Below are 25394 nucleotides of genomic sequence, written 5' to 3'. Positions count from 1 at the left end.
GGCGTCCTTCGGGGGATCTCAACGAGGTCTTCAGAGGTTTTTCAGTATTGCAAGCCGTGCATCAAACGATCAGAACATTGCAATTCACGGCTGTGATTGGAGCATGTACAAGCCGCCAGAGCCTATTGCACAGCATGCATCAATCATTGCCAACAATGCAATTCACAGATCACCCGCAGCGTCGCACCATGCCGACCCATGAGCACCAACATTCCTTGCGTCCTGATGCGTGGCGGCACTTCCCGGGGGCCGTTCTTCCTGGCTGACTGGTTGCCGCAGGACCCCGATGCCCGCGACCGCACCCTGATCGCGGCACTGGGTTCGCCGCATGAGCTGCAGATCGACGGCCTGGGCGGCGGCAACTCGCTGACCAGCAAGGTCGCCATCGTCTCGCGCTCCACGCAGCCCGACTGCGATGTGGACTATCTGTTTGCCCAGGTCAGCGTGCAAGAGGCCCGCGTGGACACACGGCCCAACTGCGGCAACATGCTGGCCGGTGTGGGGCCCTTCGCCATCGAACAAGGCCTGGTGGCGCCTTCGGGCCTGGGAACAACGCGGGTGCGGGTCTACAACGTGAACACCCGCTCGCGCATCGACGTGCAGGTGTGCACGGCGGGTGGCCAGGTGCACTACGACGGCGACGTGCGCATTGACGGCGTGCAGGGCACGGCCGCCCCCGTGTTGATGAATTTTCTGGACGCCTGGGGCGCCGTCACCGGGCAGATCTTTCCCACCGGCCAGCGCATCGACCGCCTCCAGGGCCTGGATGTCACCTGCATCGACGCGGCCCAGGTGATGGTGCTGGTGCGGGCCACCGACCTGGGCCTGCGCGGCGACGAGACGCCCGCAGAGCTGGACGCCAACACCACCTTGCTCACCCGCCTGGAGGCCTTGCGACTCGAGGCAGGCCAGCGCATGGGCATGGGCGACGTGACACACAGCGTGTTGCCCAAGCCGGTGATCGTGTCGCCAGGCGTGCAACCAGGCAGCGTGGTGTCGCGCTACTTCACACCCCACCAATGCCACCGCTCGCATGCGGTGACCGGCGCCATCGGCGTGGCAGCCGCATCGGTGCTGCCGGGCACCGTGGCCACCGACGAACGGCATGCGCCCAGCGCCGGGCTGCGCCGCGTGGAGGTGCAACACCCGGCAGGCCGCATCCAGGTGGATGTCGAACTCAGCGACGTGGACGGCCAATTCAAGCTGGTGCAGGCCGCGCTGGTACGCACCGCCCGAAAGATTCTGGAAGGCACGCTGTTCGTTCCCGAAATCGCCGCTGCGCACTGAGCGGCCTTCCAACGATTCCAACCATTACGACAGGAGACAAACCATGACCCGTTCCATTCACTCCACCACGCGCCGCACGGCGCTGGCCACGGCTGCGCTGGCGCTCGTGTCCAGCGCCTTCTGGGCCGCCGGCACCGCCCATGCGGTCTATCCCGAAAAGCCCATCACGCTGGTCGTGCCCACCGCCGCCGGGGGCGGCAACGACGGCATGGCACGCGTGGTGGCGATCAAGCTCTCCACCCTGCTGGGCCAGCAGGTCATTGTGGAGAACAAGGCGGGGGCCAATGGCGCCATTGCGGCCGAATACGTGGCGCGCGCCGCGCCGGACGGGCACACCATTTTGTTCGGCTACATCGGCACCCACGGCATGAGCCCCGCGCTGCAGAAGCTGCGCTACGACCCCATCACGCAGTTCGAGCCCATCGGCATGGTGAGCTACTCGCCCACGCTGATGGTGGTGAGCCCCAAGGTGCCCGCCAAGACGGTGGGCGAGCTGGTGGCGCTGACCAAGGCCAAGCCCCACGACTTCAACTACGCATCGGCGGGCAACGGCACGGCCCCGCACTTCTCGGCCGAGATCTTCAAGCTGGAAAGCGGCGCCCAGATGGCCCATGTGCCCTACCGGGGCGCGGCGCCCGCCATGAACGACACCATGGCCGGACAAACGCAGGTGATGTTCCCCAGCCTGTTCTCGGCCTACCCGCATGTCAAGGGCGGCAGGCTGCGCGCGCTGGCCCTGGCCGGGCCCAAGCGCTCCTCCCTGCTGCCCGATGTGCCCACGCTGGAAGAGGCGGGCGTCAAGGGTGTGGAGATCACCCAGTGGTATGCGCTGTTCGCACCCGGCAAGACGCCGCGCCCGGTGATCGACCTGCTCAACAAGACCCTCAACACCGCGCTGGCCGACAAGGACGTGGTGCGCCGCATCGAAGAACAAGGCGCCGTGGTGGACACCAGCACACCCGAGCAGCTGGCCCTGACCGTGAAGCAGGAACTCGCCAAGTGGAAGGGTGTGGTGGTCAAGGCCCAACTCACACCGGATTGAGCCACCGCGCGGCAAGTCCGTATTTCAACAAGAGGAGACACACATGAAAACAAGCATCGCAGCAGCCTGTACCGCGCTGATCTGCCACGGCGCCATGGCGCAATCCAACGGGGTCACGCTGTACGGCGTGGTGGACCTGGGCCTGCGCAACGGCAGCGGCCTGACCGCATCCAACGCAGCCGCACCGGGCTCCACCCACAGCCTGGGCAGCGGCATCCACACCACCAGCCGCTGGGGCCTGCGGGGCAGCGAAGACCTGGGCGACGGCGCCAAGGCGTTGTTCAACCTGGAGAGCGGCCTCAATGCCGACACGGGCGCGCCCGCCAATGCCACCAAATACTTCGACCGCGCATCCTGGGTGGGCCTGCAGGGCGGCTGGGGCACGCTGGCCCTGGGCCGCCAGACCACGACCCTGGCCGATGCGATCTCGCCCGTGGACCCGCTGGCCATGCGCTTTGCCAGCTTCAACCCCAACATCGGCGTGACGGCGCTGAGCCAGCATGGCCTGGGCATCGAGTACGGCAGCGCTGGCGCCAGCTCGGGCTCGTACCGTCTCGACAATTCGCTCAAATACACGGGCCGGTTCGGCGGCTTCACGGCGCGTGCGATGTGGGGCATCGGCGAGGTCGCCTCGCAGGCCTCGGCACTGTCGTCGCGCGGTGTGGGCCTGGCCTGGGCAACCGATGGCTTGGTAGTGTCGGGCGCCTACCAGAGCTTCAAGGACGTGAACCAGCGCACGCTGGACGGCAGCACACTGGGCGCCGCCTACCAGTGGGGCGGCATACGCCTGGCCGCCAATGCAGGCCGCAGCAAGGCCGAAACGGCCGCCAACCGCTTCACGGTGCAGCGCGTGCTGTCGGCCGGTGGCACCTGGGCGGCCACGCCGTGGGTGGACCTGACGGCGGCCTACTACAAGGTGGACCGCTCACGCACCGGCGCCGCCGACGACGGCTACGGCCGCCTGGTAGCGTTTGCCGAATACAAGCTCTCGCGTCGCACCAAGATCTATGCCGAGCTGGACAACACGCGCTGGCGCAACGGCTTCCAGGGCGCAGCGAACAAGGCCACAGCCACCGGGCTTTCCGCCGGGGTAGTGCACACGTTCTGAGCCCTGCGCGTCGAGCGGGTGGGCCCTAAACAAACTTGCCGGTGATGCCGCCGTCCACCACCAGCTCGGTGCCGGTCACGTAGGCGGCGGCATCGCTGGCGAGGAAGGCGCAGGCATGCGCCACGTCCCAGGCCGCGCCCATGCGGCCCATGGGCACCTGCCGGGCGCGCGCGGCACGGGCCTCGTCGAGGCTGGTGTCCGAGAACATCTTGGCCACCGTGGTCGCGATGCGCGGGGTGTCGATGAGCCCCGGCACCACCGTGTTGGCGCGCACGCCCTGGCCCGCGTACTGCTGCGCCACCATGCGCGTGAAGTGCGTGACCGCCGCCTTGGTGACGCCATACGCCAGGTGCGGGTAGCCGAGGTAGCGCATGCCCGCGATGGACGAGATCGCAATGATGGAACCCCGCCCGCGCTCCACCATGCCGGGCAGCACCTGCTGGCAGGCCAGCAGCAGGCTGTTCACGTTCACGGAGTGGATGCGGTCGAAGTCCTCGGCACTGGTCTCCAGCGGGCCGCCGGTCTTGCCGATGCCCACGTTGTGGTGCAGCACATCGATGGCGCCGCCGAAGCGTTCGCGAGCCTCGGCAAACAGGCGCTGCACATCGGCCGCCTCGGCCACATCACCCACCAGCGTGGCGGCCGTGCCGCCCTCGGCATGGATGAGTGCCGTGGTTTCTTCGGCCGAGGCGGCATCGCGGTCCGCCACACACACGCTGGCGCCCAGGCGCGCGTAGGTTACGCAGGCGGCGCGCCCAATGCTCCAGCCCGGGCCGGCAGAACCGCCCCCGGCCACAAACACCACGCGGCCCGACAGGTCGAGCGGCAGAGCGGGTGGATGGACTGGCTGCGCGCTCATGCGTCCGTGCCCTGGTCGGCATCACCACCGACGAACGGGATGGCATGCTCCACCGTGTCCCAGATGAAGCGGCCCGAGGGGCTTTGCTGCTCTTCTACGATGTGCGCCACCAGCCCGGCCGCGCGCGAGATCACGGCAAAGCCGCGCATCACTGCCGTAGGCACGCCGATCTCGCCCAGCAGCGCGGCCACGGCGCCCGTGGCGTTGATGGTGATGGGGCGGCCTGCGACCGTATCCACGGCTTTCGAGAGCGTCTCCAGCGCGCGGATCTTGTCGCCCTTCAGTTCGGCCTCGGCACGGCCCATCTCCAGCAGCTTGTAGGCACGCGGGTCCACGGGCTTGTGCAGGTGGTGGCCGAAGCCCGGCACGGGGGATTTGAGGCCCTTGTAGTGGCGCGCAATGGTGAGCGCCTCCGCCTCAGGGTCTTGCGCCGCCGCAATGCGGTCGAGCAGGCCCGAGCAGTTCTCCATGGTGCCCACGAAGGAGCTGCCCACGGCCAGCAGGCCCGCGCTCACGGCGCCCTGCAGGTTCTCGGGCGCGCTCATGTAGATGAGCCGCGTGGCAATGGCGCTGGGCGTGAGGCCGTGCTCCATGAGCACGATGAGCACCACGTCGGTGATGCGCAGGTCCACGCCGCGCGGCGTGCGGCCCAGGATCTGCATGAGCATCACCTCGGTGAAGGTCTTCTTCCCCATCAGGTCCTCCACCAGGTTTGCATCGCGGTAATGCAGGCTGGTGAGGGTGTGAGTGCACAGGCGGGTGACGGGGGTCTTGGAGGCGGTGGTAGTAGTCATATGAATGGTTCCTTCAGGCAGTGGCCAGGGCAGCCATGGCCGCATCGCGCACGGAAGACTTGAGCACCTTGCCCACGGGCGAGCGCGGCAGGCTCTCGTGAAAATGGATGTGTTTGGGCGTCTGCACCGGGCCTAGGCGTTCGCGCACAAAGGCGATCAACTCGGCCTCGCTCGCCTGCTCGCCGGGGCGCAGCTGCACGGCGGCCTGCACGGTCTCGCCCCACTTGTCGTCGGGCAGGCCGAACACGGTGCATTCATGCACCGCAGGGTGCTGGCCCAGCGTGTTCTCCACGTCCACGGGGTAGACGTTGAAACCGCCAGTGATCACCATGTCCTTGAGCCGGTCCTTGAGATAGAGAAACCCCCGCTCGTCGATCAGGCCCCGGTCGCCCGTGTGCAACCAGCCGTCCACCAGGGTCTCGGCGGTTTTTTCGGGCAGGCGCCAGTAGCCGGTCATCAGCAGGTCGCCGCGTGCCACCACCTCGCCCACCTCGCCGGTGGGTAGCAGGCGGCCATCGGGCGCCATGATGGCCACGTCGCTGAACCAGGTGGTGCGGCCTACCGAAGCCAGGTTGCGCTCGTCCTCAAAGTCCTCGGGGCACAGCACGGTGAGGATCTGCGGCGCCTCGGTCTGGCCGTAGGTGGTGCCCAGCACCGGGCCGAAGAAATCGCGCACCTGGCGGATCTTCTCAGGCGGCATGGGCGCCCCCCCGTAGATGAGCCGGCGCAGGCGCGGAAAGTCCGCGCGGGACGCGCCGGGCAGCGCCATCAGCATGTAGACCAGCGTGGGCGGCATGAAGCACACCGTGCCACCGCGCTCGCGGAAGGCAGTGCGCACCGCCTCGGCCCCCGCACCGGCCAGCACCACGTGGCAGCCGCCCTGCGCCAGGATGGGCAGGATGTACGTGGAGGTGCCGTGTGTGATGGGCGCCGCGACGATGTAACGCTCGTGCTCGTCAAAGCCCCAGGCGTGGATCTGGTTGGTGATGTTGGCCATCCACGCGCGGTAGGGCTGCATCACGCCCTTGGGCGCGCCCGTGGTGCCGCCGGTGAACTTGATGGCCTGGGTGGCGTCGTCCGGCAGGCCCAGCTGCGGCCGTGGTGCACCGGCGTGCGCTGCAGCCAGGCCTGCCAGCGTGGCTGCGCTGTCGTCGGTCTGCGTACCCGTCAGCACACGGGCACCAGGCGCGCCTTCGAGCAGGTCGGCACACGCGGTATCCAGCACCAGCAGGGTGGGCTCGGTCGCGTCGATGATGCGGCGGATTTCGGGCCGGGTGCTCTTGGGGTTGAGCGGCACCCACACCTTGCCGCAGGCCAGCACGGCCAGCAGCGCGGCGATGTGGTCGGCGCTGTTGCCCGCACAGATGCCCACGCGGCTTTGCGGTGCGGGGTCGATGGCGGTGAAGCCCGCCGCGAGAGCGGCCACGCGGGCGGCCAGCGCGTCGTAGCGGATGGCGCCCTCGGGCGCGTCGATGGCAATGCGGTCGGGCCAGCGCTGGGCGGCCCGCCAGAAGAAGTCGATGGGGAACATGGTGAGAACAGGGTTTCCTGGGTTGCCTTCAAAGGAGTGCAAACGGTGGGCAAAGCCCAGCGAAGCGGTCCTGGCTAGGCGTTCCGTCGCAGGCAGTACGGTCAGTACGACAAGACGGAACAACGACGCCAGGAGGTCTTTTCCCGCCGTTTACTCGGCCGATGCGCCGGACTCTTTCACTACCTCACGCCACCGCTTGATCTCTGCGGCGGCAAACTGGCGCATCTTGTCGGGGGTGCCGCCATCGGGCGTGGCCGCCAGCTCCTGCAGGCGCGTGCGCACCTCTGGCTGGGCCAGCACCTTGTTCAGGGCCGCGTTGACCTGCTCGACCACGGCGCGAGGAGTGCCCGCCGGTGCGGCCAGGCCAAACCACGACTGCACGTCAAACCCCGCATAGCCCGACTCGGCCAATGTGGGCACGTCGGACAGCAGGGGCGAGCGCTGCGCACTGGTGATGGCAATGGCGCGCAGCTTGCCCGCCTGCACGTGCGGCAGGGCCGACGGCGTGTTGTCGAACATCGAATCCACCTGGCCGCCCAGCAGGTCGGTGACGGCGGGTGCGCTGCCCCGGTAGGGCACATGCAGCATCTTGAGCTTGGACTGCATCTTGAACATCTCGCCCGAGAGGTGGATGGACGAGCCGCTGCCCGAGGACGCAAACGTGATGCCGTCCTTGGACTCCTTGGCGTAGCGCACGTAGTCGGCCAGGTTCTTCACCGGCAGCTTGGGGTTGACCACCAGGATGTTCGGGATCTTGGCGATCATGCCGATGGGCTCGAAGTCCTTGACCGGGTCGTAGCCCAGCTTGGGGTACAGCGTGGCGTTGATGGTGTTGGCGATGGTGTAGACGTACAGCGTGTAGCCATCGGCTGGCGCACGCGCCACGGCCTCGGCGCCCACGTTGCTGTTGGCGCCTGCGCGGTTGTCCACCACCACGGGCTGACCCAGCTGGTCGCCCAGCTTGACGGCCACCAGGCGCGCAATCACATCGGTGGCGCCACCCGCCGCATAGCCCACGACGAGCTTGACCGGCTTGGTGGGCCAGCCCGAGGCACCGGGCTGGACACTGGGCTGGGCATGCAAGGGCAGCGCGGCACCGCAGGCCAGGGTGGCCGCCAGCGCCAGCAGGGCACGGCGCGGCAGAGACGAAGGGGCGCGCTGGCCCAGCGCGGCGGGGGTGTGTTGGCTCATGGTGTTGTCTCCGTTGGTTCTTGGAAATACGGTCTTGGCCCTGCTGCGTGCTCTGCGGCACACTGCGCACTGGTGGCGTTGACGAACAAATTCTTTCCCATGCCTTCCCAACCTGCGAATTCAAACGTCCGCCAGCCGGACAAACGGACAAGCGCGCACACGGCAGACACGCTGGCCGACGACCCCGGCAGCCGCACACTGCGCCGGGGCTTGCAGGTGCTGGACGCCGTGCTGGCCCATGGCCGAGACGGTGCGCGCGTGGTGGACCTGTGCCGCGCCGCCGCGCTGGAGCGTGCCCCCGTGTACCGCTTGCTGGCCACGCTGGTGGAGAGCGGCTACGTGGCGCAGCACGGGCGCTTTCGCTACGTGGCAGGCCCGCGCCTGGCCACCCTGGTCGAGCCCACGGGCCAGCCCAACCTGGCCGTGCGCCTGGCACCGGTGCTGGAGCGCGTGAGCCGCGCCTGTGGCGACGCGGCCTTTGCCATCGTGCGCGAAGGCCCTACCTCGCACTGCATAGCGCGCCATGTGGGCACACACCCGGTGCAGATCCTGGTGATCCAGGTGGGCACGCGCCAGCCGCTGGGTGTGGGCGCTGCAGGCCTGGCGTTGCTGGCTGCGCTGCCCGACGCCGAGATGCAGGCCTGCATCGCCGCCAACGCGCAGGAGCTGCCGCGCTACGGCGGCATGACGCCCGAGCGCCTGCAGATCCTGGTGCGCGCCACGCGCGAGCGCGGCTGGTCGGTGGTGGGCAACCATGCCACGCAGGGCGTGCTGGCGGCTGGCATGGCCGTGCGCAACGCGGCGGGCGAACCGGTGGCGGCGATCAGCGTGGCATCGACCGTGGACCGCATGCCGCGCGAGCGCCAGCAACTCATTGCGCGCTGGATGCGCGAGGCGCTGGCGGCGTTGCTGCCGCACGGGGTTTGAGCGTCGAGCACTATCAAAACAATAGCTATTCAGGCATACTGCACTGGCGCTACCTGCCTTTTTTCTTCAAAAGCAGACGCTGGACCGCCTTGTGCGACCATCTGGCCATCACCTGCCGTGAACCCCCGAGGCCCCCGATGGAACTGAGACAGCTGCGCTATTTCGTGCGCGTGGTGGAGCAAGGCTCCATGAGCCGCGCTGCGCTGGACCTGGACGTGGTGCAGTCCGCGCTCAGCCAGCAGATCACGCGGCTGGAGAGCGAGCTGGCCACGCGGCTGCTGCAGCGCACGCCGCGCGGCGTAACCCCCACTGAGGCGGGGCTGGCGTTCTTTCGCGAGGCGCAGCTCACCCTGCGCCATGCCGACCAGGCCGTGCGCGCGGCGCAGCAGGCGCGCCTGTCGGGCACCGTCACCGTGGGGCTGGCGCCCACCACGTCGGGTGTGCTGGGCCTGCCGCTGATGCAGGCCATGCGCACGCGCTACCCCGACGTGCGGCTGCACATGGTGGAGAGCATGTCGGGCCACCTCACGGCCATGTTGCATGCGCGCGAGCTGGACTTGGCCGTGCTGTTCGACACCCGCCTGCACCAGGCGCAGCAGGCCACGGGCGCACGCCGCTGGGACATGGCGCCGCTGCTGGAGGAAGACCTGTTCCTCATCTGCGCCCGTGACCGAGGGGAGGGCCCCGGCAACCCCCGTGGCCGCCAGCTGCCAGAAACGCTCACGGTGGCCGAGCTGGTGCAGGAGCCGCTGATCCTGCCCACCGGCCCACACGGCCTGCGCAGCACGCTGGACACCGCCTTCGCCCGCGACCGCGTGGTGCCGCATGTGGTGCTGGAGGTGGACTCGCTCGCCATGGTGATGGCGGCCGTGGACGCAGGTCTGGGCTCCACCGTGCAGCCCTGGGCCGCCATGGGCCGCTACCCCGACGCGGCAGAGCGCTTTCAATGCGCGCGCCTCACCGACGCACCCGCACGCCGCGTCAACCTGCTGTGCAGCCTGCCCGACGAAGAACTCTCGCCCGCCGCGCTGGCCGCGCGTGTGGTGTTGACGGACTGTGTGCGGGAGCTGGTCACCAGCGGCCAGTGGTTCGGCACGACGTGGATAGGTGGCTAAGAAATCATCGCCAGAGCGGCCCCACCGCAGCCATCACGATCCGTGATACCCCCATGACCTGAACCCTCTGCACGGCGGGCCTGCGTCTCCCTACAGTCGCCATCACCCCGATGAACGACACGGCAACAGCGCCAGGAGACACCCCATGGGCCCCACACCCCCTTCTTCATTCACCAGCGCGCAGCGCACCGCCTGGAGCCACCGGCCATGAGCGGCGATGCTGTGGTCGATGTGCTGGTCATCGGTGGCGGCAATGCCGCCCTGTGCGCCGCCCTGATGGCGCGCGAGGCGGGCGCCATCGTGCTGCTGCTCGAATCGGCCCCGCGCGCCTGGCGCGGCGGCAACTCGGCCCACACGCGCAACCTGCGCTGCATGCACGACGCGCCGCAGGACGTGCTGGTCGATGCCTACCCCGAAGAAGAGTTCTGGCAAGACCTGCTCAAGGTGACGGGCGGGCTGACCAACGAACACCTGGCGCGCCTGGTGATCCGCGAGTCGAGTACCTGTCGGCCCTGGATGCGCCGCCACGGCGTGCACTTTCAGCCTGCGCTGGCGGGCACGCTGCATGTGGCGCGCACCAATGCGTTCTTCATGGGCGGCGGCAAAGCGCTGGTCAATGCGTACTACCGCAGCGCCGAACAACTGGGCGTGCAGATCCGCTACGAAGTACCCGTGGAGCGCATCGAGATGGACGGCCGCCGCTTCATCGCTGCCCACCTGGCGAATGGCGAGCGTATTGCCGCCAAAAGCTGCGTGCTGGCCGCGGGTGGCTTTGAATCGAACCGCGAATGGCTGCGCGAAGCCTGGGGCCAGAACGAGCGCGGCGAGTGGCCTGCGGACAACTTCCTGATCCGCGGCACGGCCTACAACAAGGGGGTGCTGCTCAAGCACCTGCTTGAAGACCATGGCGCGGACCGCATTGGCGACCCCACGCAGGCGCACATGGTGGCCATCGACGCACGTGCGCCGCTGTACGACGGCGGCATCTGCACACGCATCGACTGCGTATCGCTGGGCGTGGTGGTCAACCGCAACGGCGAGCGCTTCTACGACGAGGGCGAGGATTTCTGGCCCAAGCGCTACGCCATCTGGGGCCGCCTGGTGGCGCAGCAGCCGGGGCAGATTGGTTATTCGATCATCGACAGCAAGGCCATTGGCCGCTTCATGCCGCCCGTGTTTCCGGGTGTCAAAGCCGACACGCTGCCCGAGCTGGCGCAAAAGCTGGGACTGCCCGTGGACACCTTCATGCGCACGCTGAACGACTACAACTCCGCCTGCCGCGTGGGCCAGTTTGACCACACCACGCTGGACGATTGCCACACCGAAGGCATCGCGCCCGCCAAAACCCACTGGGCCCGCCCCATCGACACCGGCCCGTTCTATGGCTATGCGCTCAAGCCCGGCGTCACCTTCACGTATCTCGGCCTGCACACCGACGACACGGCTGCGGTGCGCTTCAACAACCAGCCCAGCCCCAACCTGTTTGTGGCGGGCGAAATGATGGCGGGCAACGTGCTGGGCAAGGGCTACACCGCCGGGGTGGGCATGAGCATTGGCACCGCGTTTGGCCGCATTGCCGGTACGCAGGCGGCCTTGGCATCGAAACAGGCTCTAGCGCACATGAATAAAGCGCAAGCAGCTACAAAAACAGGAGTAAACGATGCAAACGCTTGAAGCCCTGACCCGCGACGCCAAGGCGCTGGCCAACGGCGACATCGTGCTGTCGGCCCCCGAGTCTGAAGTGGCCCGCCAGCTGCAGATCTGCAACGCCTGCCGCTACTGCGAAGGCTTTTGCGCCGTCTTCCCCGCCATGACGCGGCGGCTGGAGTTTGGCAAGGCCGACATCCACTTCATCGCCAACCTGTGTCACAACTGCGGCGCTTGCCTGCACGCCTGCCAGTACGCGCCGCCGCACGAGTTTGCGGTGAACATTCCGCAGGCCATGGCTCAGGTGCGCGGGCAAACCTATGCCGACTACGCCTGGCCGCCCGCGCTGGGCCAGCTGTACCAGCGCAACGGCCTCACGTTGGCGCTGGCGCTGGTGGCGGGGCTCACGCTGTTCTTGCTGCTGGCTGTGGGGCTGCATGGCCAGGGCGTCAGCGCGCTGTGGCAATCGCCAGCGGGTGGCTTCTACGGCATCTTCCCGCACAACCTGCTGGTGGGCTTGTTTGCGCCGGTGTTCCTGTTTGCCGTGCTGGCCCTGGGCCTGGGCGTGCGCCGCTTCTGGCGCGATGTGACACCTGCCACCAGCGGCGCGCCGTTGAGCGCGCCCGCCACGGCCGAGGCCACCGACGCCGTGCTGCGCCTCAAATACCTGGACGGCGGCCATGGCGACGGTTGCCACAACGAGGACGACGCCTACACCCTCTCGCGCAGGCGCATGCACCACCTCACGTTCTACGGCTTTTTGCTGTGTTTTGCGGCCACCAGCGTGGCGACGCTGTACCACTACCTGCTGGCCTTGCCTGCGCCGTACGACCTGCCCAGCCTGCCCAAGCTGCTGGGCGGCCTGGGCGGCATCAGCCTGGCGATTGGCACGGCAGGCCTGTGGCGGCTGAACCTGCGCCGTCACCCGCAACACGGTGATGCCGCGCAAAAGCCCATGGACCGCGCCTTCATCGCCCTGCTGTTCCTCACCGCCACCAGCGGCCTGGCCTTGTGGGCGGCGCGTGGCACACCGGCCCTGCCACTGCTGCTGTGCCTGCACCTGGGCGCGGTGATGGCGCTGTTCGCCACGCTGCCCTACGGCAAGTTTGCCCACGGCATCTTCCGCACCGCCTCTCTGCTGCGCCATGCGGTGGAAAAGCGCCAGCCCAACCCGATCGGCCTGGGTGCGGACTGAACCCAAGACCACAACACCATCCACGATGAAGGAGACTCCAATGAAGAAACGCACCTTGCTGCACCGCGCCCTGGCGCTGTTGGCCTTGCCCCTGGCCCTCGGCGCTGCGGCGCAAGACTTTCCGCCCAAGAAACCCGTCACCCTGGTCGTAGGTTTTGCCGCAGGCGGCGCGGCCGATGCGGCGGCGCGCTTGATCGCCAAGAAGCTCTCCGAGAACATCGGCCAGTCGGTGGTGGTGGACAACAAGGGCGGCGCGGGCGGCAACATCGCGCACCAGTTTGTGGCCAATGCCGCGCCCGATGGCACGGTGCTGCTGCTCGGATCGGTGGGGCCGCTGACCATTGCACCGCACCTGATGAAGCTGACCTACGACCCCTTCAAGGACCTGGCCCCGGTCTCGGGCGGGGTGAACTTTCCGAACGTGCTGGTGGTGCACAAGGGCGCGGGCGTGAAGACGCTGGCCGAGTTTGTGCAGCTGTCCAAGAAGAAGCCCGGCAGCGTGGACTTTGCCTCCACCGGCGCGGGCTCGGCATCGCACCTGGCGGGCGAGCTGTTCAACCAGCGCGCGGGCATCGACATGACCCATGTGCCCTACAAGGGTGGCGCTCCGGCGCTGCAGGATTTGCTGGGTGAGCGCGTCACCTCGTACTTTGCCGCGCCGCCCACGGCGTTGCCGCACATTGAAGCGGGCAAGCTGATCCCGCTGGCCACCACGGGCCTCACGCGCCCTTTCTACATGCCCCATGTGCCCACCGTGGCCGAGGCGGGCTATCCCGGCTTTGAGGCGCTGAACTGGTACGCCTTTGTGGCGCCGGGCAAAACACCGCCCGCGCTGCTGGACCACTGGAACCGCGAGATCGTGAAGGTGCTGAACGACCCAGGCGTGAAAGACGCGCTGAACAAACACGGCCTCACACCCCAGCCCACCACGCGCGCCGAACTCACGGCCTTCATGAAGAAGGAATCCACGCAATGGGCCACCATCATCAAGGAGCGCAAGCTCACGGCAGAGTGAGCGGCCGACCAGCTGCCCTTCGTCGCTGGTAGCGCACCGGGTACGACAAGACGAGGCAATAGCGCCAGGCGCGTTGTGTGGGCCGCTCTTATTCGGGCGCGGGCTCGGTCACGGAGATGTCCGTGTGCACCAGCGTCAGCGGAAAGCGCTGCCCCGCCAGATAGTCCTCCAGGCAGCGCAGCAGCAGCGGGCTGCGGTGCCGCTCGGGGCAGGCGCGGATCTCGTCGGGGGTGAGCCACAGCGTGCGCACGATGCCGGTATCGAGCGTGCGCCAGTCGTGGTGCGTGCCCAGCGTGCCCGCAAACGCAAACCGCAGGTAGGTGATGTCGTCACCCGTGCGTGTCTTGGTGAAGCGGTTGAGGTACACGCCGATCAGCGCCGTGGGCTCGAAGTCGTGGGCCGTTTCTTCCAGCACCTCGCGGGCGCAGGCCTGGATGGGCGATTCGCCTGGGTCCAGGTGGCCAGCGGGGTTGTTGAGCTTGAGGCCGTCGGTCGTCTCTTCCTCAACCAGCAGAAAGCGGCCATCGCGCTCGATGAGGGCGGCCACGGTGACGTTGGGTTTCCAGCGGTGGGGCATGGCGGGCATTATGACGAGGGGCGGTGACAGCGGCCCTACAGGCGGCACGCCATGTACGCGGCGCCTTCGCCATAGCTGGCCAGGCGCGCCTGTTGGGTGGCATCCTGCAGGGGTTGCAGTGCATACCCCTGCCGCTGCCAGTACGCCTGCGAGCCTTGCACCGAGACCAGCGCGCTGTGTGGCAGGCCTTGCGCGCGGGCCTGCGCCCACAAGGGCTGCAGCAACGCGCGGGCCAGGCCCTGGCCTGCGTAGGCGGGCAACACGGCCATGTCGTGCAGGTACAGCGTGTCGGGCTGGTCCACGGCCTCAAAGTCGCCGTGCAACGGGGTGACCTTGCCGCGCACACTGCGGTAGGCCGCCAGGTAAGCGCACACCCTGCCACTCTGCTCCAACACCAGCGAGCAATTGGCGGGGCTGGCCAGGCGGCGCACAAACACCTCGCCGCTCTCCACAAATCCCTCGCCATAGCAGGCCAGTTGCACGGCCAGCAGGTCGACCAGGTCACTCAGCGCCAGCGGGCGCACCACCACGGACATGAGAGGGCTTGGCTTTGTTCAATCAGTGCGGCAGCACGGGCGCCTGCACAAAGTCGTCGAGCGACAGGCCCTTTTCTTTCAGCAGTGCCTCCAGCACGGGCTGCAGGCGGCCCAGGCTCTCCTGCACGGCCTCGCGCACGGTGTCCACCACCACCTGGGTGCTGCGCTCGATCTCGATGTTCAGGCGGTCGCCCACCTGCTTGTTTTCAAACACAGTAGCGCGGCGGGTCTCGGGGATCATCCAGATCTCGAACCAGCCCTCTTGCCGGTTCACCTCGGCCACCGTGAGGCTGGCGCCGTGGATGGCGATGTAGCCCTTGGCGAACACATAGCGGCGAAACGCCTCGGGCACGGCCACGCGCCACACCAGGTTGTTGTCGAACTCGCGGCGCTCGATGAGCGTGCCGGTAAAGTCCACATGGCCCGACAGCGGGTGGCCACCGATCTCGGCGCCGTCCTTGGCCGCGCGCTCCACGTTCACGCGGTCGCCCTGGCCGTAGCTGCCCAGCGTGGTGATGTTCAGGCTCTGCAGCATCACGTCGAAGTTGGCCTGCGTGGGCGACAGGATCTCGGTGACCGTGAGGCACACGCCATCGGTGGCCACGCTGGCGCCAATGGCCAGGTCCTGGCAGAAGCCTTCGGGAAAGTCGAGCGTGAAGGTGCGCAGGCCTGCGCGGTCGTGAATGGCGGCAATGCCTGCCGTGGCTTGGACGATGCCTGTGAACATGGTGGCGCGGCTTTTCGGGTGCGGTGGATGGGGAACCGGGAATTTTGCCACCCGGCCCCACCGCACGTTGGCGCCGGGTTACTTGGCGCGCAAGAGTTCGCCCACTTCCAACAGCACCAGCTCGTTGTCATCCGCCTTGTTGGGGTCGCGGCTGCTGCTGAAGGGCAGGTTGTTGTCGTTGCCCACCACGATGTGCGTGCCGTCCACGATGTCCACGTTCTCGATGGTGAAGAACGGGAAGGTCAACACGCCGTTGTTCAGCGGCTTCCGGGCCAGGCGCTGCGGGTCCTGGATGTTCATGAGGTCGATGTAGCCGACCTTGCGGATTTCGCCACCGACGTTCGCGTCGCTCAGCTCGACCTTGTAGACGCGCTTGAACTTGGCCAGGTCGTGGAAGCAATCCGTGCGCTTTTGGTCTGCGGGGCAGGCCTTGTCGGCCGTGCCTTCGCCGTTGTCGCGCTCGATGATGAGGCCCGTGGTGCCATCGATCATGTTGAAGTCGCCGATGGCGTGGTGGTTGGCTTCCATCACGTACTTCCAGTGGCGGCCCGTCCATTGCTCGGTCTTCACGTCGAACTCCAGCACGCGCAGGTACTGCTTGCCGCCCACGTTTTCATACGCCTTGGCGCCTTCGTTCCACAGCGCGCCTTCGAGCAGCGCATACAGCTTGCTGCCGTCCTTGCTGGAGGCCATGCCTTCGTAGCCCTTGGAGCGCTTGACCTCGAACGGCGTAGGCTTGGCGTCGGGTGCGCCGGGCATCAACACGCCGGGCGCGTCGGGCGAGCGCACGACCTTGCCGTCCACCTGGGTCTCGAAAACACCCAGCACCTTGCCGTTCAGGTCGGCCTTGATCAGGTAGGGACCAAACTCTTCGCCGATCCACAACGCGCCGCCCGCGAACTGAAAGCTTTCAGGGTCGAAGTCTGCGCCGGTCAGGTAGCGCTTGTCGGTGCCTTCGTGGGTGATGCGAAACGGCACCTTCTTGTCGGGGTCATGCAGGAACACCGTGTTCTTGCGGTGGAACTGGCCGGTCTTGAAGTCCACGGTGTAGTGGTTCAGATAAAGCATGAAGTCGGGCGAATTGGCCTTGGCGCCTGCACCGTTGTCGGTGAGGATCCAGAACGATCCGTCCGCCATGCGCTTGATGCCCGAGTGGCCCTGGATGGGCTGGCCCTGGAAGGGCAGCGACACACCCGTGTCGCGCCCGCCCGACTGGCCCATCACGCTGCCCACGGCGTCCACGCGGCGTGGCTTGGTGAACTTGCCAGCGACCTGCAGATCCTGCGGCGCATCCTTGGGCGCGGCAATCACCGTGAGGGCGGGCAGAACGGCGTGACCGGCCAGCGTGGCGGGGTAGGCCTGCTGGGCGTGGGAAGGAACCAGGACAGCGCAGGCCAAGGTGGCGCAAGCAGCAATGCGTGAGAGGTGAAACATGCGTCGACTTTGAAGAAACAAAAGGCGCACGATGCCGGGGCGGCGTGACAGGAGAGTGACGCGCAAAACGCGGGCGCGTTCTGCGGAAAGGAAAAACTGGACAGCCCTGCCGTACAGGCCTGTGGACTGAAGTGACAAAATTCCAATATGATGCACACAAATCCCATTTATTGGAAATTCAATGCCCCTCTCCGCCGAAGACCTCAGCGCCAGGATTGGTCGCCGTATCCACGGGTTACGTACGTCGCGCAACGACAGCCTTGACAGCCTGGCCACCCGTTCCGGCGTGAGCCGCTCGATGATCTCTGCGATCGAACGGGGCCAGACCAATCCGACGGCGGTGGTGCTCGACCGCCTGGCATCGGCGCTGAACGTATCGCTGGGCGAACTGTTTGGCGAGACTCCCCAAACCGCCGCGCGTGCCGCTCCGCTGGTGCGGCACGGCGACCAGGTGGAGTGGATGGACCCGCAGTCCGGCTATGTGAGAAAGCGGGTGTCGCCCCCCGCGTGGCCCTCGCCGCTGCAGCTGGCGGAGGTGCGGTTTCCCGCTGGCGCGCGCGTGGCCTACGAGGGCGGCCGACTGGACGGCTCGTTGCACCAGCAGGTGTGGGTGCTCAAAGGCCGCATGGAGATCTCGCAGGGAGACACGCTCCATGTGCTGCGCAAGGGCGACTGCCTGGCCGTGCGGCTCACGGAGCCCCTGGTCTTTTTCAATCCCGCCGACCAGGAAGCCCACTACCTGGTTGCCCTCTGCGATATGGCCGCCCACAGCCACCGCTGACCGGATTCCCTCCACTTTTGTCCATCCCCGCCACCATGAACTCCACCACCACGCCCTCTCCCGACGTCCATCTCATCGACTGCACCGAGCCAGCACACGCCAGCGCCATTCTGGACATCCTTAACGATGCCATCGTGACCTCGACAGCGCTGTATGACTATGTGCCCCGCCCGCCGTCGGCCATGGGCAGCTGGTTCGCCGCCAAGCGGGCCGGTGGATTCCCGGTGCTGGGGGCCGCCGATGCCCAGGGCAGGCTGCTGGGCTTTGCCTCGTGGGGCGCGTTCCGCGCGTTTCCAGCCTACAAGTACACGGTCGAGCACAGTGTCTATGTCCACAAGGACTGCCGGGGCCGTGGGCTGGGCACCTGGCTGATGCGGGCCTTGATCGAGCGGGCGAAGGCCGCCGACATCCACGCCATGGTGGGGTGCATCGACGCGGCGAACGCAGGCAGCATCCGGCTGCACCAGCAGCTGGGGTTCGTGCACACGGGCACGATGCCCCAGGTGGGTTTCAAGTTTGGGCGGTGGCTGGATGCCGCGTTCTATCAGCTCACGCTGGACACCCCCCGCACCCCCATCGACGGCTGACACAGCGGAGGGCGCCGCCTCCTGGCAAGTGCGAGGCCCTGCGTCATGGCACCCCGCCCCTGTCAGGAGGCGGCGCCCTCTTCGATGCGCACCAGCGTGCCGACGGCGACCCGGTCGAACAGGTCCATCACATCGGCATTGGCCATGCGCACACAGCCGTGCGAGGCAGGCACCCCCATGGGGGTGCCGTCGGGGCAGCCATGGAGGTAGATGTAGCGGCGCAGCGTGTCCACCGCACCGCCCCGGTTCACGCCGGGCTCGCAGCCGGTGAGCCACAGGATGCGGCTCAGGATCCAGTCGCGGCCCGGGTGGGCGGCAGCGAGTTCGGGCGAATACACCTCGCCCGTGGCACGCCTGCCCACAAACACCGTGCCGGGCGCGCAGCCCGCACCCACCTTGGCGCGCACGCGGTGCTGGCCGCGCGGGGTGCAGCCGCTGCCGTTGCGTTCGCCCACGCCCTTCAGGGCGGTGGAGATGGCGTAGCTGCGCTCTGTGACCCCGTCCACCACCAGGTGAAGCCGCTGCTGCGCCACGTCGATGTGCACTTCGGGGCCTGCCATCGGGGGTCAGCCAGCAGCCACCAGCCCCGCGCCATGCCCGCGCGTGAAGGCCTCTTCAAACACCGAGTAGCCCGACCAGTCGCTGTGCGCAAACGCCAGCCGCGCGGTGGCAGGTGTGGGTATCCAGCGCGATTGCTCACCATTTGATAGCTGCTTGCGCTTATTGGATAAGCGCTGGAGGCCAATTTTGCTTAAAAACCCCTGTGTGCCCGGCGTGGGGATGGACATGGCGTGGCCGTAGCGGGTGATGTCCACACGGGTGGCGCGCTGGCGCAGGTCAGGGTGGGGCACGGCCAGGGTCGCCAGGGCGGCGTCGGCCCAGTGCTGCCAGGGCAGAGTGGCCAGTTGCTGGCGGCCATTGGCCAGGTCGCCCAACGCCTGGTAGTAGGTGAGCACCGTGGGACCCGCCAGCGTGGCGCGGGTGTCCAGGCGCTGGTGGCCAGCGTTCACGTAGCCCAGGCCGCCCGCCGTGGGGTCGGCATAGAGCACGTTGTCCCATGCGGGCGCGGCGCCGGGCCTGTCGGTCAGGGCACTGTCGATGTGGATGTTGGCCACCAGCCAGGGCGCCCACGACAGGCGCTGCGCGGCCGCCGCCAGAAATGCCGGTGGGTTTTGCACCACACGCGCCGCCATCATCACCGGCAGCGCCACGATGCACCGCGGCGCCTGCCAGCGCTCCACGCTGTTGGTGGCGTGGTTGAAGGCGTCCACCTCCACGCCGTGGCGGCCTTCGGTGATGCGCAGCACGCTGGTGGCGGTGCGCAACTGGCCGCCCGCGCGCAGCGGACCGGCCAGGCGCTGGGTGATCCAGCCATTGCCCTCGGGCCAGGTGAGCACGCTTTCACGGGCTTCGTCCACGGCCTCGCCAGGTGCATGAAAACCATGGCGGCTGGCAAAGTAATGGATACCCGCCCAGGCCGAGACGCGGTCGGCACCAGCACCGTAGTCGTCGCGGCAGCAGTAGTCCAGGTACCAGCGCAGGTGGGCATCGTCCAGGCCTTCTTTTGTCAGCCAGGCGGCAAATGTCACCGCGTCCAGCGCCAGGTGGCTGGGCGCCAACGGGCGCTGGGCGGTCCACAGCTTGAGCGCGGGCATCACAAACCGGGCAGCGCGGGTCTGCGCCTCCACGGCCTGGGCAAAGCGGCGGTACTGCGCCAGCGTGGCCTCGCCCACGCCCTGCACGGGCAGCAGGCCGTCCTGCCACTCGCCCTCGAAGTACAGGCGCTCTTGCGGGCTGTGGCACAGGTGGCGTTCGTCGTATTGCCAGCGCCCGGCCACGCGCTGGCGCAGGCCCAGTTCTTCCAGCAGGTCCTGCACCTCGCGCGCGTCGTCGCCGGGCACGGGCAGGTAGTGCGCGCCCTGCGGGCAGGTCATGCCGTTGACGGTGGTGCCCCGGCTGTTGCCGCCCGGCATGTCTTCCAGCTCCAGCAGCGCAAAGTCTTGCACCCCCGCCAGGCGCAGCGCGCGCGCCGCAGCCAGCCCCGCCACACCACCGCCTGCGATGATGACCTGCGCGCGCCGCACCACGGCGGGCTCGGGCCAGGTGCCGCGCACCAGCCAGTCGCGCAGTTGGTGGCCACGCGCCATGTCGATGCCGGTGAAGCCGCCCTCCAGCGGCGGCGCGGCGCGATCACACCCGCCCAGGGCCGCCGCGGCCAGGGCGGCAGCGCCCGCCACAAACTGGCGGCGCTGCAGGGTCCATGCGGTCATGCGTTCACACCTCAATCGGCCCAGCGGGCGCGGATCTCCTGCAGCTGCGGCAGCAGCGGGGCAAACAGCGCCACCAGGGTCGGGTCAAAGTGTTTGCCGGCCTGGGCCGCAATGTGGTCCAGTGCCTCCTGCACGGGCCAGGGCTCCTTGTAGGGGCGGCGGGTGGTGAGGGCGTCGAATACGTCGGCCACCGCCACGATGCGCGCCGACACGGGGATCGCCTCGCCTGCCAGACCACGCGGGTAGCCGCTGCCGTCCCACTTTTCGTGGTGGGCCAGTGCAATCTCGCGGGCCAGCTGCAGCACGCCGGACGGGTGCTCGCCAATGATTTCGGCACCGATCTCGGGGTGGCGGCGCATGGTGTCCCACTCCTGGGCATCCAGCGGGCCGGGCTTGCGCAGCACAGCGTCGGGGATGCCGATCTTGCCCACGTCGTGCATGGGGGCGGCGTTGAGCAGGTCTTCAGCCCACGCCGGGCTGTGGCCTGCGGCCAGCGCCAGCAGCTGGGCAAAGTGGCTCATGCGGATCACATGCATGCCGGTTTCGTTGTCTTTGTATTCGGCCGCGCGGCCCAGACGCTGCACGATCTGCAAGCGGGTTTCGCGCAGCTCGTCCATGCGCACCAGCGACAGGTGGGTGCGCACCCGCGCGCGCACCACGGGCGGGCTGACGGGCTTGGTGATGTAGTCCACCGCGCCCGCATCGAACCCGGCCGTTTCGTCCTGGCTGTCGGTGAGGGCGGTGATGAAGATCACCGGGACGGCGGCCGTGGTGGCATCGGCCTTGAGGGCGCGGCACACGGCATAGCCGTCCATGTTCGGCATCATGATGTCGAGCAGCACCAGGTCGGGCCGCTGCTCGCGCGCCACTTGCAGTGCGCGCTCGCCGTCGGTGGCGAACAGCAGGCGGTAGTCGGCCTGCAGGATGTGGCGCAGCACCTGCAGGTTGGTGGGCTCATCGTCCACCAACAACAGGCGGGGCCGCTGGTCAGGGGCCGGGGTCATGCGGGGTTCTCCAGGGGTTCGTCCAGCCAATGCGTGCGCAGTTGCTGCAGCTGCACCACGGCCTGGTCAAAGTCAAAGCGGTCGATGGCCTCTTGCAGCCGCTCGGTGGCATCGGCGGGCAGCAGTTGCACCAGCACGTCCAGCGGCGGTTGGGCCAGCTCGGACTGCGCCAGGGCCTGCTGCAGAGCCTGGGCGGCGGCCCGGGCCTGCCGGCGTTGGTCCGGGTTCAGCGGCGGGTGCTGGCCCACGCCGGGGGCTGGCGCGGCGGCGGCCTCGGCCTCCAGGGCCAACGCCTGCTGCACGGCCTGCAACGCGGTAGGCAGGGCAGCCACCAAGGGCTGCAGTGCCGTGCGGTCCAGGCTGTGGGCGGCCTCCTCGATGCGCTGCGCCAGCGTTTGCAATGGCCCCAGCGCCAGGTTGCCCGCAGCACCGCGCAGGCGGTGGGCCAGCGCGCGGGCCGCGTCCATATCGGGCTGCGCCACCAGGGCTTGCAGGGTGGCGGGGGTGGAGGCATGGTCGGCCAGCAGGCGCGCCACAGCGTCGCGCAGCAGCGCACGCTGGCCCCACAGGCGGGTGCCACGCTCCCAGTCCACCGCAGGGGCGGTGGCATGGGGGGCGGGGGCCATGTCGGGGGACCGCATCGGGGCTTGCAGGTTGCTCCAGCCCGAGGTTTGGGCGTCGGGCTGCAGGTGCAGCACGCGGGCGATCTCGCGGAACAGGCGGGCGGGCTCCAACGGCTTGCTGGCAAAACCGTCCATGCCGGCAGCGCGCGCATTGCGCCGGTCCTGCTCCAGCACGCTGGCCGACAGGGCGATCACCGGCACGGGCTTGCGCCGCTGGGCCTGCTCGAACGCACGGATGCGGCGTGTGGCCTCCAGGCCGTCCATGCCGGGCATCTGCAGGTCCATCAAGACCACATCAAAGCGCCCGCCCACATAGGCGGCGACAGCGCTCTCGCCATCGCGCGCCACGGTAACCTGGTGGCGGCCCCGGTCCAGGTGGATCTGCAGCAGCTCGATGTTGGCCGGCACATCATCCACCACCAGCATGCGCAGCGGCGGCAACTGCACGGCCTGGCTCACGGCGGCCACCGCCGCTGTGGCCTGGCCCACGGGCAGCGGCACGCACACCGTGAACGTGGTCCCCACCCCCAATGTGCTGCGCACGCTGATGCTGCCGCCCATCAGCTCGACCAGCTGGCGCGAGATGGTGGTGCCCAGGCCCGTGCCGCCAAACTGCCGGGTGGTGGAGGCGTCAGCCTGCGCGAAGGGGTCGAAGATGCGCTCCAGGTGTTGCGCGGCGATGCCGATGCCGGTGTCTTCCACCTCCATCACCAGCGTGCCGTCAAGGTAGTCCAGCCGCAGCAGCACGTGGCCGTGGTCGGTGAACTTGAGCGCGTTGCCCAACAGGTTGAGCAGCACCTGCTGCAGGCGCAGCGCATCGCCCTGCAGGTAGGGCGGCACGCGCTCGGCCGTCACACACTGCAGCGCGAGCCCCTTCTTGCCGGCGTGGATGCGCAGCGAGGCCAGTATCTGGTCGCACACCTCTTGCAGCGAGAAGTCGGCAATCTCCAGCTCGACCGCGCCTTTTTCCAGTTTGGCGGTGTCCAGAATGTCGTTGAGCAGGCGCAGCATGGAGCGCGCCGCGTGCTGCACGGTGCCCAGGTGGCGGCGCTGCTGCGCGTCCATGGGGGTGTCGAGCAGGGCCTCGGTGAAGCCGATGATGGCGTTCATGGGCGTGCGGATCTCGTGGCTCATGTTGGCCAGGAAGGTGCTGCGCGCGGCGGCGGCCTGCTCGGCGCGGTCCTTGGCGGCGCGCAGCTCTTGCTCCATGGCGCGACGCTGGGTCAGGTCGGTCGCAAACTTCACGACCTTGAACGGCTGCCCCAGGGCATCGAAGATGGGGTTGTAGGTGGCGTGGATCCAGATGCGCCGCCCGTCCTTGCCCAGGCGCAGGTATTCGCCACCCACAAGCTGGCCGCTACGCAGCTGCTCCCAGAACTGCGTGTAGGCCTCAGTCTTCACGTAGGCCGGTTCGCAGAACATGCGGTGGTGCTGGCCCGCAATCTCATCGAGCCGGTAACCCATGAGTTCGCGGAAGTTGGCGTTGGCATCGAGCACATGGCCCTGCATGTCGAACTCCACCACGGCGAGCGCGCGGTTGATGGCGCGCACCGTGCTCTCAAACTCGGCATTGCGCTCGCGAAAGACGGTCATGTCCATGATGACGCCGTCGATCCACTGCACCTGGCCGTCATCGCCCACCACCGGGCGCCCACTTTCAGACACCCAGCGCAGGCGCCCGTCGCGGTCCCACAGGCCAAACTCCACGTGGTAGGGCCGCTGCTCCTGAATGGCGGCAGAGACTTCCGCCCACAGGCGGTCCACCTCTTGGGGCAGTGTGAGCTGCGTGAAGTTGATGCGGCCCTCCAGAAAGTCCTGCGGCAACCAGCCGGTGAGCGCCGTCACGGCATCGCTGATGAACAGCATGGTCCAGTTGGCGTCGTAGCGGCAGCGGAAGGTCACGCCAGGGATGTTTCCTATCAGCGAGCGCAGGCGCTGCTCGCTGGCCTGCAGCTCCTGCTCCATCGCGCGGCGCTGGGTCAGGTCGCTGATGAAGCCCACAAACACCGGGTCGCCAGCGAGCGGCACGCGCCCCACGGAAATGCGGATGGGCACGGTACTGCCATCGGGCCGCAGGGCCAGCACCTCGCGGCTGTTGGCCCCCACCACGTTGCCGCCTTGCCCGGCCAGATAGCGCTGCAGGTATTCGTCGTGGCGCGAGCGGTCGGGCTCAAGCATGAGCATGGACACGTTCTGGCCCACCACTTCATCGGGACGCCAGCCCAGGATGCGCTCGGCAGCCGCATTGAACGACTGCACGCGGCCCCGCGCATCGATCATCACCATGCCGTCCACGGCCGTTTCGGCAATCGCGCGCAGGCGTGACTCGCTCTGCTGCATCTGCATGTACATCTGCCGGTAGCGCAGGCCTGCATTGATGGCGATCACCAACATCCCGATGCCCAGCGCCACCGCAGCCACCGCCAGGGCCAGCGACGTGCCCTCCGCAGCGGCCAGCAGCTCCAGCTCTTCGGGTACATCGGTGAAACGCAGAGCAGCCATGCCGGTGTAGTGCATGCCCGCAATGGCCAGCCCCATCACCATGCCCGCCACCAGATTGAGCCACCGCGCGCGCCAGCGCACCACCCGCTCTAGCCCAAACCGCACCCACAGGGCCACAATGGCCAGCAACACGGCCACCAGCACCGATGCGGCAAAGCCCCAGGGGTCATAGCGCATGACCGACGCCCACTGCGAGGCCGCCATGCCGATGTAGTGCATCGCGCCAATGCCAGCGCCCACACACACGCCTCCCGCCACCAGGGTGGTGCGGCTGATCTCGCGGCGCATCAGCAGGCCCAGCGCCACCCACGACGCGCCCACGCTGGGCAGCATGGACAACGCAGTGGTCCACGCATCAAACTGGCCCCGCCCACAGACCGTGAACGCCAGCATGCCGATGAAGTGCATGGACCAGATGCCACCGCCCAGCGCCATGGCGCCCGAGCCCCTGGCCATCTGACGCATGAGCAGGGTGTCGGCGCGCCGGGCCAGGCCCGCCATCTGCAGCGCCAGCTCCGAAGCCAGCACCGCCATCCCCACCGACAGCGCCACCAGCCAGGGGTCATGCTGCGCCCAAAGCAGCGGATAGGGCTGTGCGTCAGAAAGGAAAAAAAGGTCCAGCATCTAGGGCGCCCACGGCAA

22 protein-coding genes are annotated in these 25394 nt (G+C 68.1%); 10 read left to right on the top strand and 12 right to left on the bottom strand.

Annotated elements, in window-relative coordinates:
• The first annotated feature begins 198 nt into the window (after positions 1-198).
• From OIN59_RS02125 to OIN59_RS02115, 3 genes are read left to right on the top strand one after another with little or no spacing between them, the layout of a single operon-like run.
• Positions 199-1287, top strand: a complete 1089-nt coding sequence (locus tag OIN59_RS02125; RefSeq protein WP_274106667.1) for a 4-oxalomesaconate tautomerase — start codon at positions 199-201, stop codon at positions 1285-1287.
• Between the two features lie 43 nt (positions 1288-1330).
• Positions 1331-2329 carry a Bug family tripartite tricarboxylate transporter substrate binding protein gene (locus OIN59_RS02120; protein ID WP_274106665.1) on the top strand — a complete coding sequence of 333 codons (999 nt, stop codon included), beginning with the start codon at positions 1331-1333 and terminating at the stop codon, positions 2327-2329.
• Positions 2330-2372: 43 nt separating this feature from the next.
• Positions 2373-3437: a porin gene (locus OIN59_RS02115; RefSeq protein ID WP_274106663.1), complete on the top strand. Its 1065-nt coding sequence runs from the start codon at positions 2373-2375 to the stop codon at positions 3435-3437.
• A 25-nt stretch (positions 3438-3462) separates the two neighbouring features.
• On the opposite strand, the gene OIN59_RS02110 is transcribed toward OIN59_RS02115, so the two are convergent.
• The 4 genes from OIN59_RS02110 to OIN59_RS02095 all read right to left on the bottom strand — a co-directional run bounded on the left by OIN59_RS02110 (position 3463) and on the right by OIN59_RS02095 (position 7812).
• The gene (locus OIN59_RS02110) at positions 3463-4296 is read right to left on the bottom strand and encodes an SDR family NAD(P)-dependent oxidoreductase (RefSeq protein ID WP_274106661.1); all 834 of its coding nucleotides are present in this window, start codon (positions 4294-4296) and stop codon (positions 3463-3465) included.
• Positions 4293-5090: a citryl-CoA lyase gene (locus OIN59_RS02105; RefSeq protein ID WP_274106659.1), complete on the bottom strand. Its 798-nt coding sequence runs from the start codon at positions 5088-5090 to the stop codon at positions 4293-4295. The genes OIN59_RS02110 and OIN59_RS02105 overlap by 4 nt, the downstream gene beginning before the upstream one ends.
• Before the next feature lie 13 nt (positions 5091-5103).
• Positions 5104-6621 (bottom strand): class I adenylate-forming enzyme family protein, encoded by a 1518-nt coding sequence (locus OIN59_RS02100; protein WP_274106657.1) that lies wholly within the window; start codon positions 6619-6621, stop codon positions 5104-5106.
• A gap of 150 nt (positions 6622-6771) precedes the next feature.
• On the bottom strand, positions 6772-7812 hold the full coding sequence (locus tag OIN59_RS02095; RefSeq protein ID WP_274106655.1) for a tripartite tricarboxylate transporter substrate binding protein: 1041 nt from the start codon (positions 7810-7812) through the stop codon (positions 6772-6774).
• Positions 7813-7911: 99 nt separating this feature from the next.
• Between OIN59_RS02095 and OIN59_RS02090 the strand changes: the two genes are divergently transcribed.
• From OIN59_RS02090 to OIN59_RS02070, 5 genes are all read left to right on the top strand, one after another.
• Positions 7912-8739 (top strand): IclR family transcriptional regulator, encoded by an 828-nt coding sequence (locus tag OIN59_RS02090; protein WP_274106653.1) that lies wholly within the window; start codon positions 7912-7914, stop codon positions 8737-8739.
• 137 nt (positions 8740-8876) lie between these two features.
• Complete coding sequence (locus OIN59_RS02085) at positions 8877-9854, top strand: LysR family transcriptional regulator (RefSeq protein WP_274106651.1); 978 nt, start codon at positions 8877-8879, stop codon at positions 9852-9854.
• A 207-nt stretch (positions 9855-10061) separates the two neighbouring features.
• Positions 10062-11528: an FAD-dependent tricarballylate dehydrogenase TcuA gene (gene tcuA, locus OIN59_RS02080; protein WP_274106649.1), complete on the top strand. Its 1467-nt coding sequence runs from the start codon at positions 10062-10064 to the stop codon at positions 11526-11528.
• Positions 11515-12696: a tricarballylate utilization 4Fe-4S protein TcuB gene (gene tcuB / locus OIN59_RS02075; protein ID WP_274106647.1), complete on the top strand. Its 1182-nt coding sequence runs from the start codon at positions 11515-11517 to the stop codon at positions 12694-12696. The genes tcuA and tcuB overlap by 14 nt, the downstream gene beginning before the upstream one ends.
• Positions 12697-12736: 40 nt before the next feature.
• Complete coding sequence (locus OIN59_RS02070) at positions 12737-13711, top strand: Bug family tripartite tricarboxylate transporter substrate binding protein (protein WP_274106646.1); 975 nt, start codon at positions 12737-12739, stop codon at positions 13709-13711.
• A gap of 88 nt (positions 13712-13799) precedes the next feature.
• Here the strand turns inward: OIN59_RS02070 and OIN59_RS02065 are convergent, their stop codons facing one another.
• From OIN59_RS02065 to OIN59_RS02050, 4 genes are all read right to left on the bottom strand, one after another.
• Positions 13800-14288 (bottom strand): NUDIX hydrolase, encoded by a 489-nt coding sequence (locus tag OIN59_RS02065; protein ID WP_274106644.1) that lies wholly within the window; start codon positions 14286-14288, stop codon positions 13800-13802.
• Positions 14289-14323: 35 nt separating this feature from the next.
• Positions 14324-14824: a GNAT family N-acetyltransferase gene (locus OIN59_RS02060; protein WP_274106642.1), complete on the bottom strand. Its 501-nt coding sequence runs from the start codon at positions 14822-14824 to the stop codon at positions 14324-14326.
• Between the two features lie 22 nt (positions 14825-14846).
• Positions 14847-15551 carry a riboflavin synthase subunit alpha gene (locus OIN59_RS02055; RefSeq protein WP_274106640.1) on the bottom strand — a complete coding sequence of 235 codons (705 nt, stop codon included), beginning with the start codon at positions 15549-15551 and terminating at the stop codon, positions 14847-14849.
• Between the two features lie 78 nt (positions 15552-15629).
• Positions 15630-16985 carry an esterase-like activity of phytase family protein gene (locus OIN59_RS02050; protein WP_274106638.1) on the bottom strand — a complete coding sequence of 452 codons (1356 nt, stop codon included), beginning with the start codon at positions 16983-16985 and terminating at the stop codon, positions 15630-15632.
• Between the two features lie 181 nt (positions 16986-17166).
• Here OIN59_RS02050 and OIN59_RS02045 point away from each other — a divergent pair, with 181 nt between their 5' ends.
• Together OIN59_RS02045 and OIN59_RS02040 are read left to right on the top strand one after the other, a co-directional pair.
• Positions 17167-17766: a helix-turn-helix domain-containing protein gene (locus OIN59_RS02045; RefSeq protein WP_274106637.1), complete on the top strand. Its 600-nt coding sequence runs from the start codon at positions 17167-17169 to the stop codon at positions 17764-17766.
• A 35-nt stretch (positions 17767-17801) separates the two neighbouring features.
• Positions 17802-18353 carry a GNAT family N-acetyltransferase gene (locus OIN59_RS02040; protein ID WP_274106634.1) on the top strand — a complete coding sequence of 184 codons (552 nt, stop codon included), beginning with the start codon at positions 17802-17804 and terminating at the stop codon, positions 18351-18353.
• Positions 18354-18415: 62 nt separating this feature from the next.
• Here OIN59_RS02040 and OIN59_RS02035 read toward each other — a convergent pair whose 3' ends face one another.
• The 4 genes from OIN59_RS02035 to OIN59_RS02020 are packed head-to-tail and all read right to left on the bottom strand — an operon-like array spanning position 18416 to position 25376.
• Complete coding sequence (locus OIN59_RS02035) at positions 18416-18913, bottom strand: L,D-transpeptidase (RefSeq protein ID WP_274106632.1); 498 nt, start codon at positions 18911-18913, stop codon at positions 18416-18418.
• Between the two features lie 6 nt (positions 18914-18919).
• Positions 18920-20623, bottom strand: coding sequence for an NAD(P)-binding protein (locus tag OIN59_RS02030; RefSeq protein ID WP_274106630.1), 1704 nt, complete (start codon positions 20621-20623; stop codon positions 18920-18922).
• An 11-nt stretch (positions 20624-20634) separates the two neighbouring features.
• Complete coding sequence (locus tag OIN59_RS02025; protein ID WP_274106628.1) at positions 20635-21627, bottom strand: response regulator; 993 nt, start codon at positions 21625-21627, stop codon at positions 20635-20637.
• Positions 21624-25376 carry a PAS domain S-box protein gene (locus tag OIN59_RS02020; protein ID WP_274106626.1) on the bottom strand — a complete coding sequence of 1251 codons (3753 nt, stop codon included), beginning with the start codon at positions 25374-25376 and terminating at the stop codon, positions 21624-21626. Before OIN59_RS02020 ends, OIN59_RS02025 begins: the two co-directional genes overlap by 4 nt.
• Positions 25377-25394: the final 18 nt, after the last annotated feature.

It is taken from the genome of Acidovorax benzenivorans (genome assembly GCF_028680575.1).
GTDB lineage: Bacteria > Pseudomonadota > Gammaproteobacteria > Burkholderiales > Burkholderiaceae_C > Acidovorax > Acidovorax benzenivorans.
This window is presented reverse-complemented; position numbering and strand designations above follow the sequence as displayed.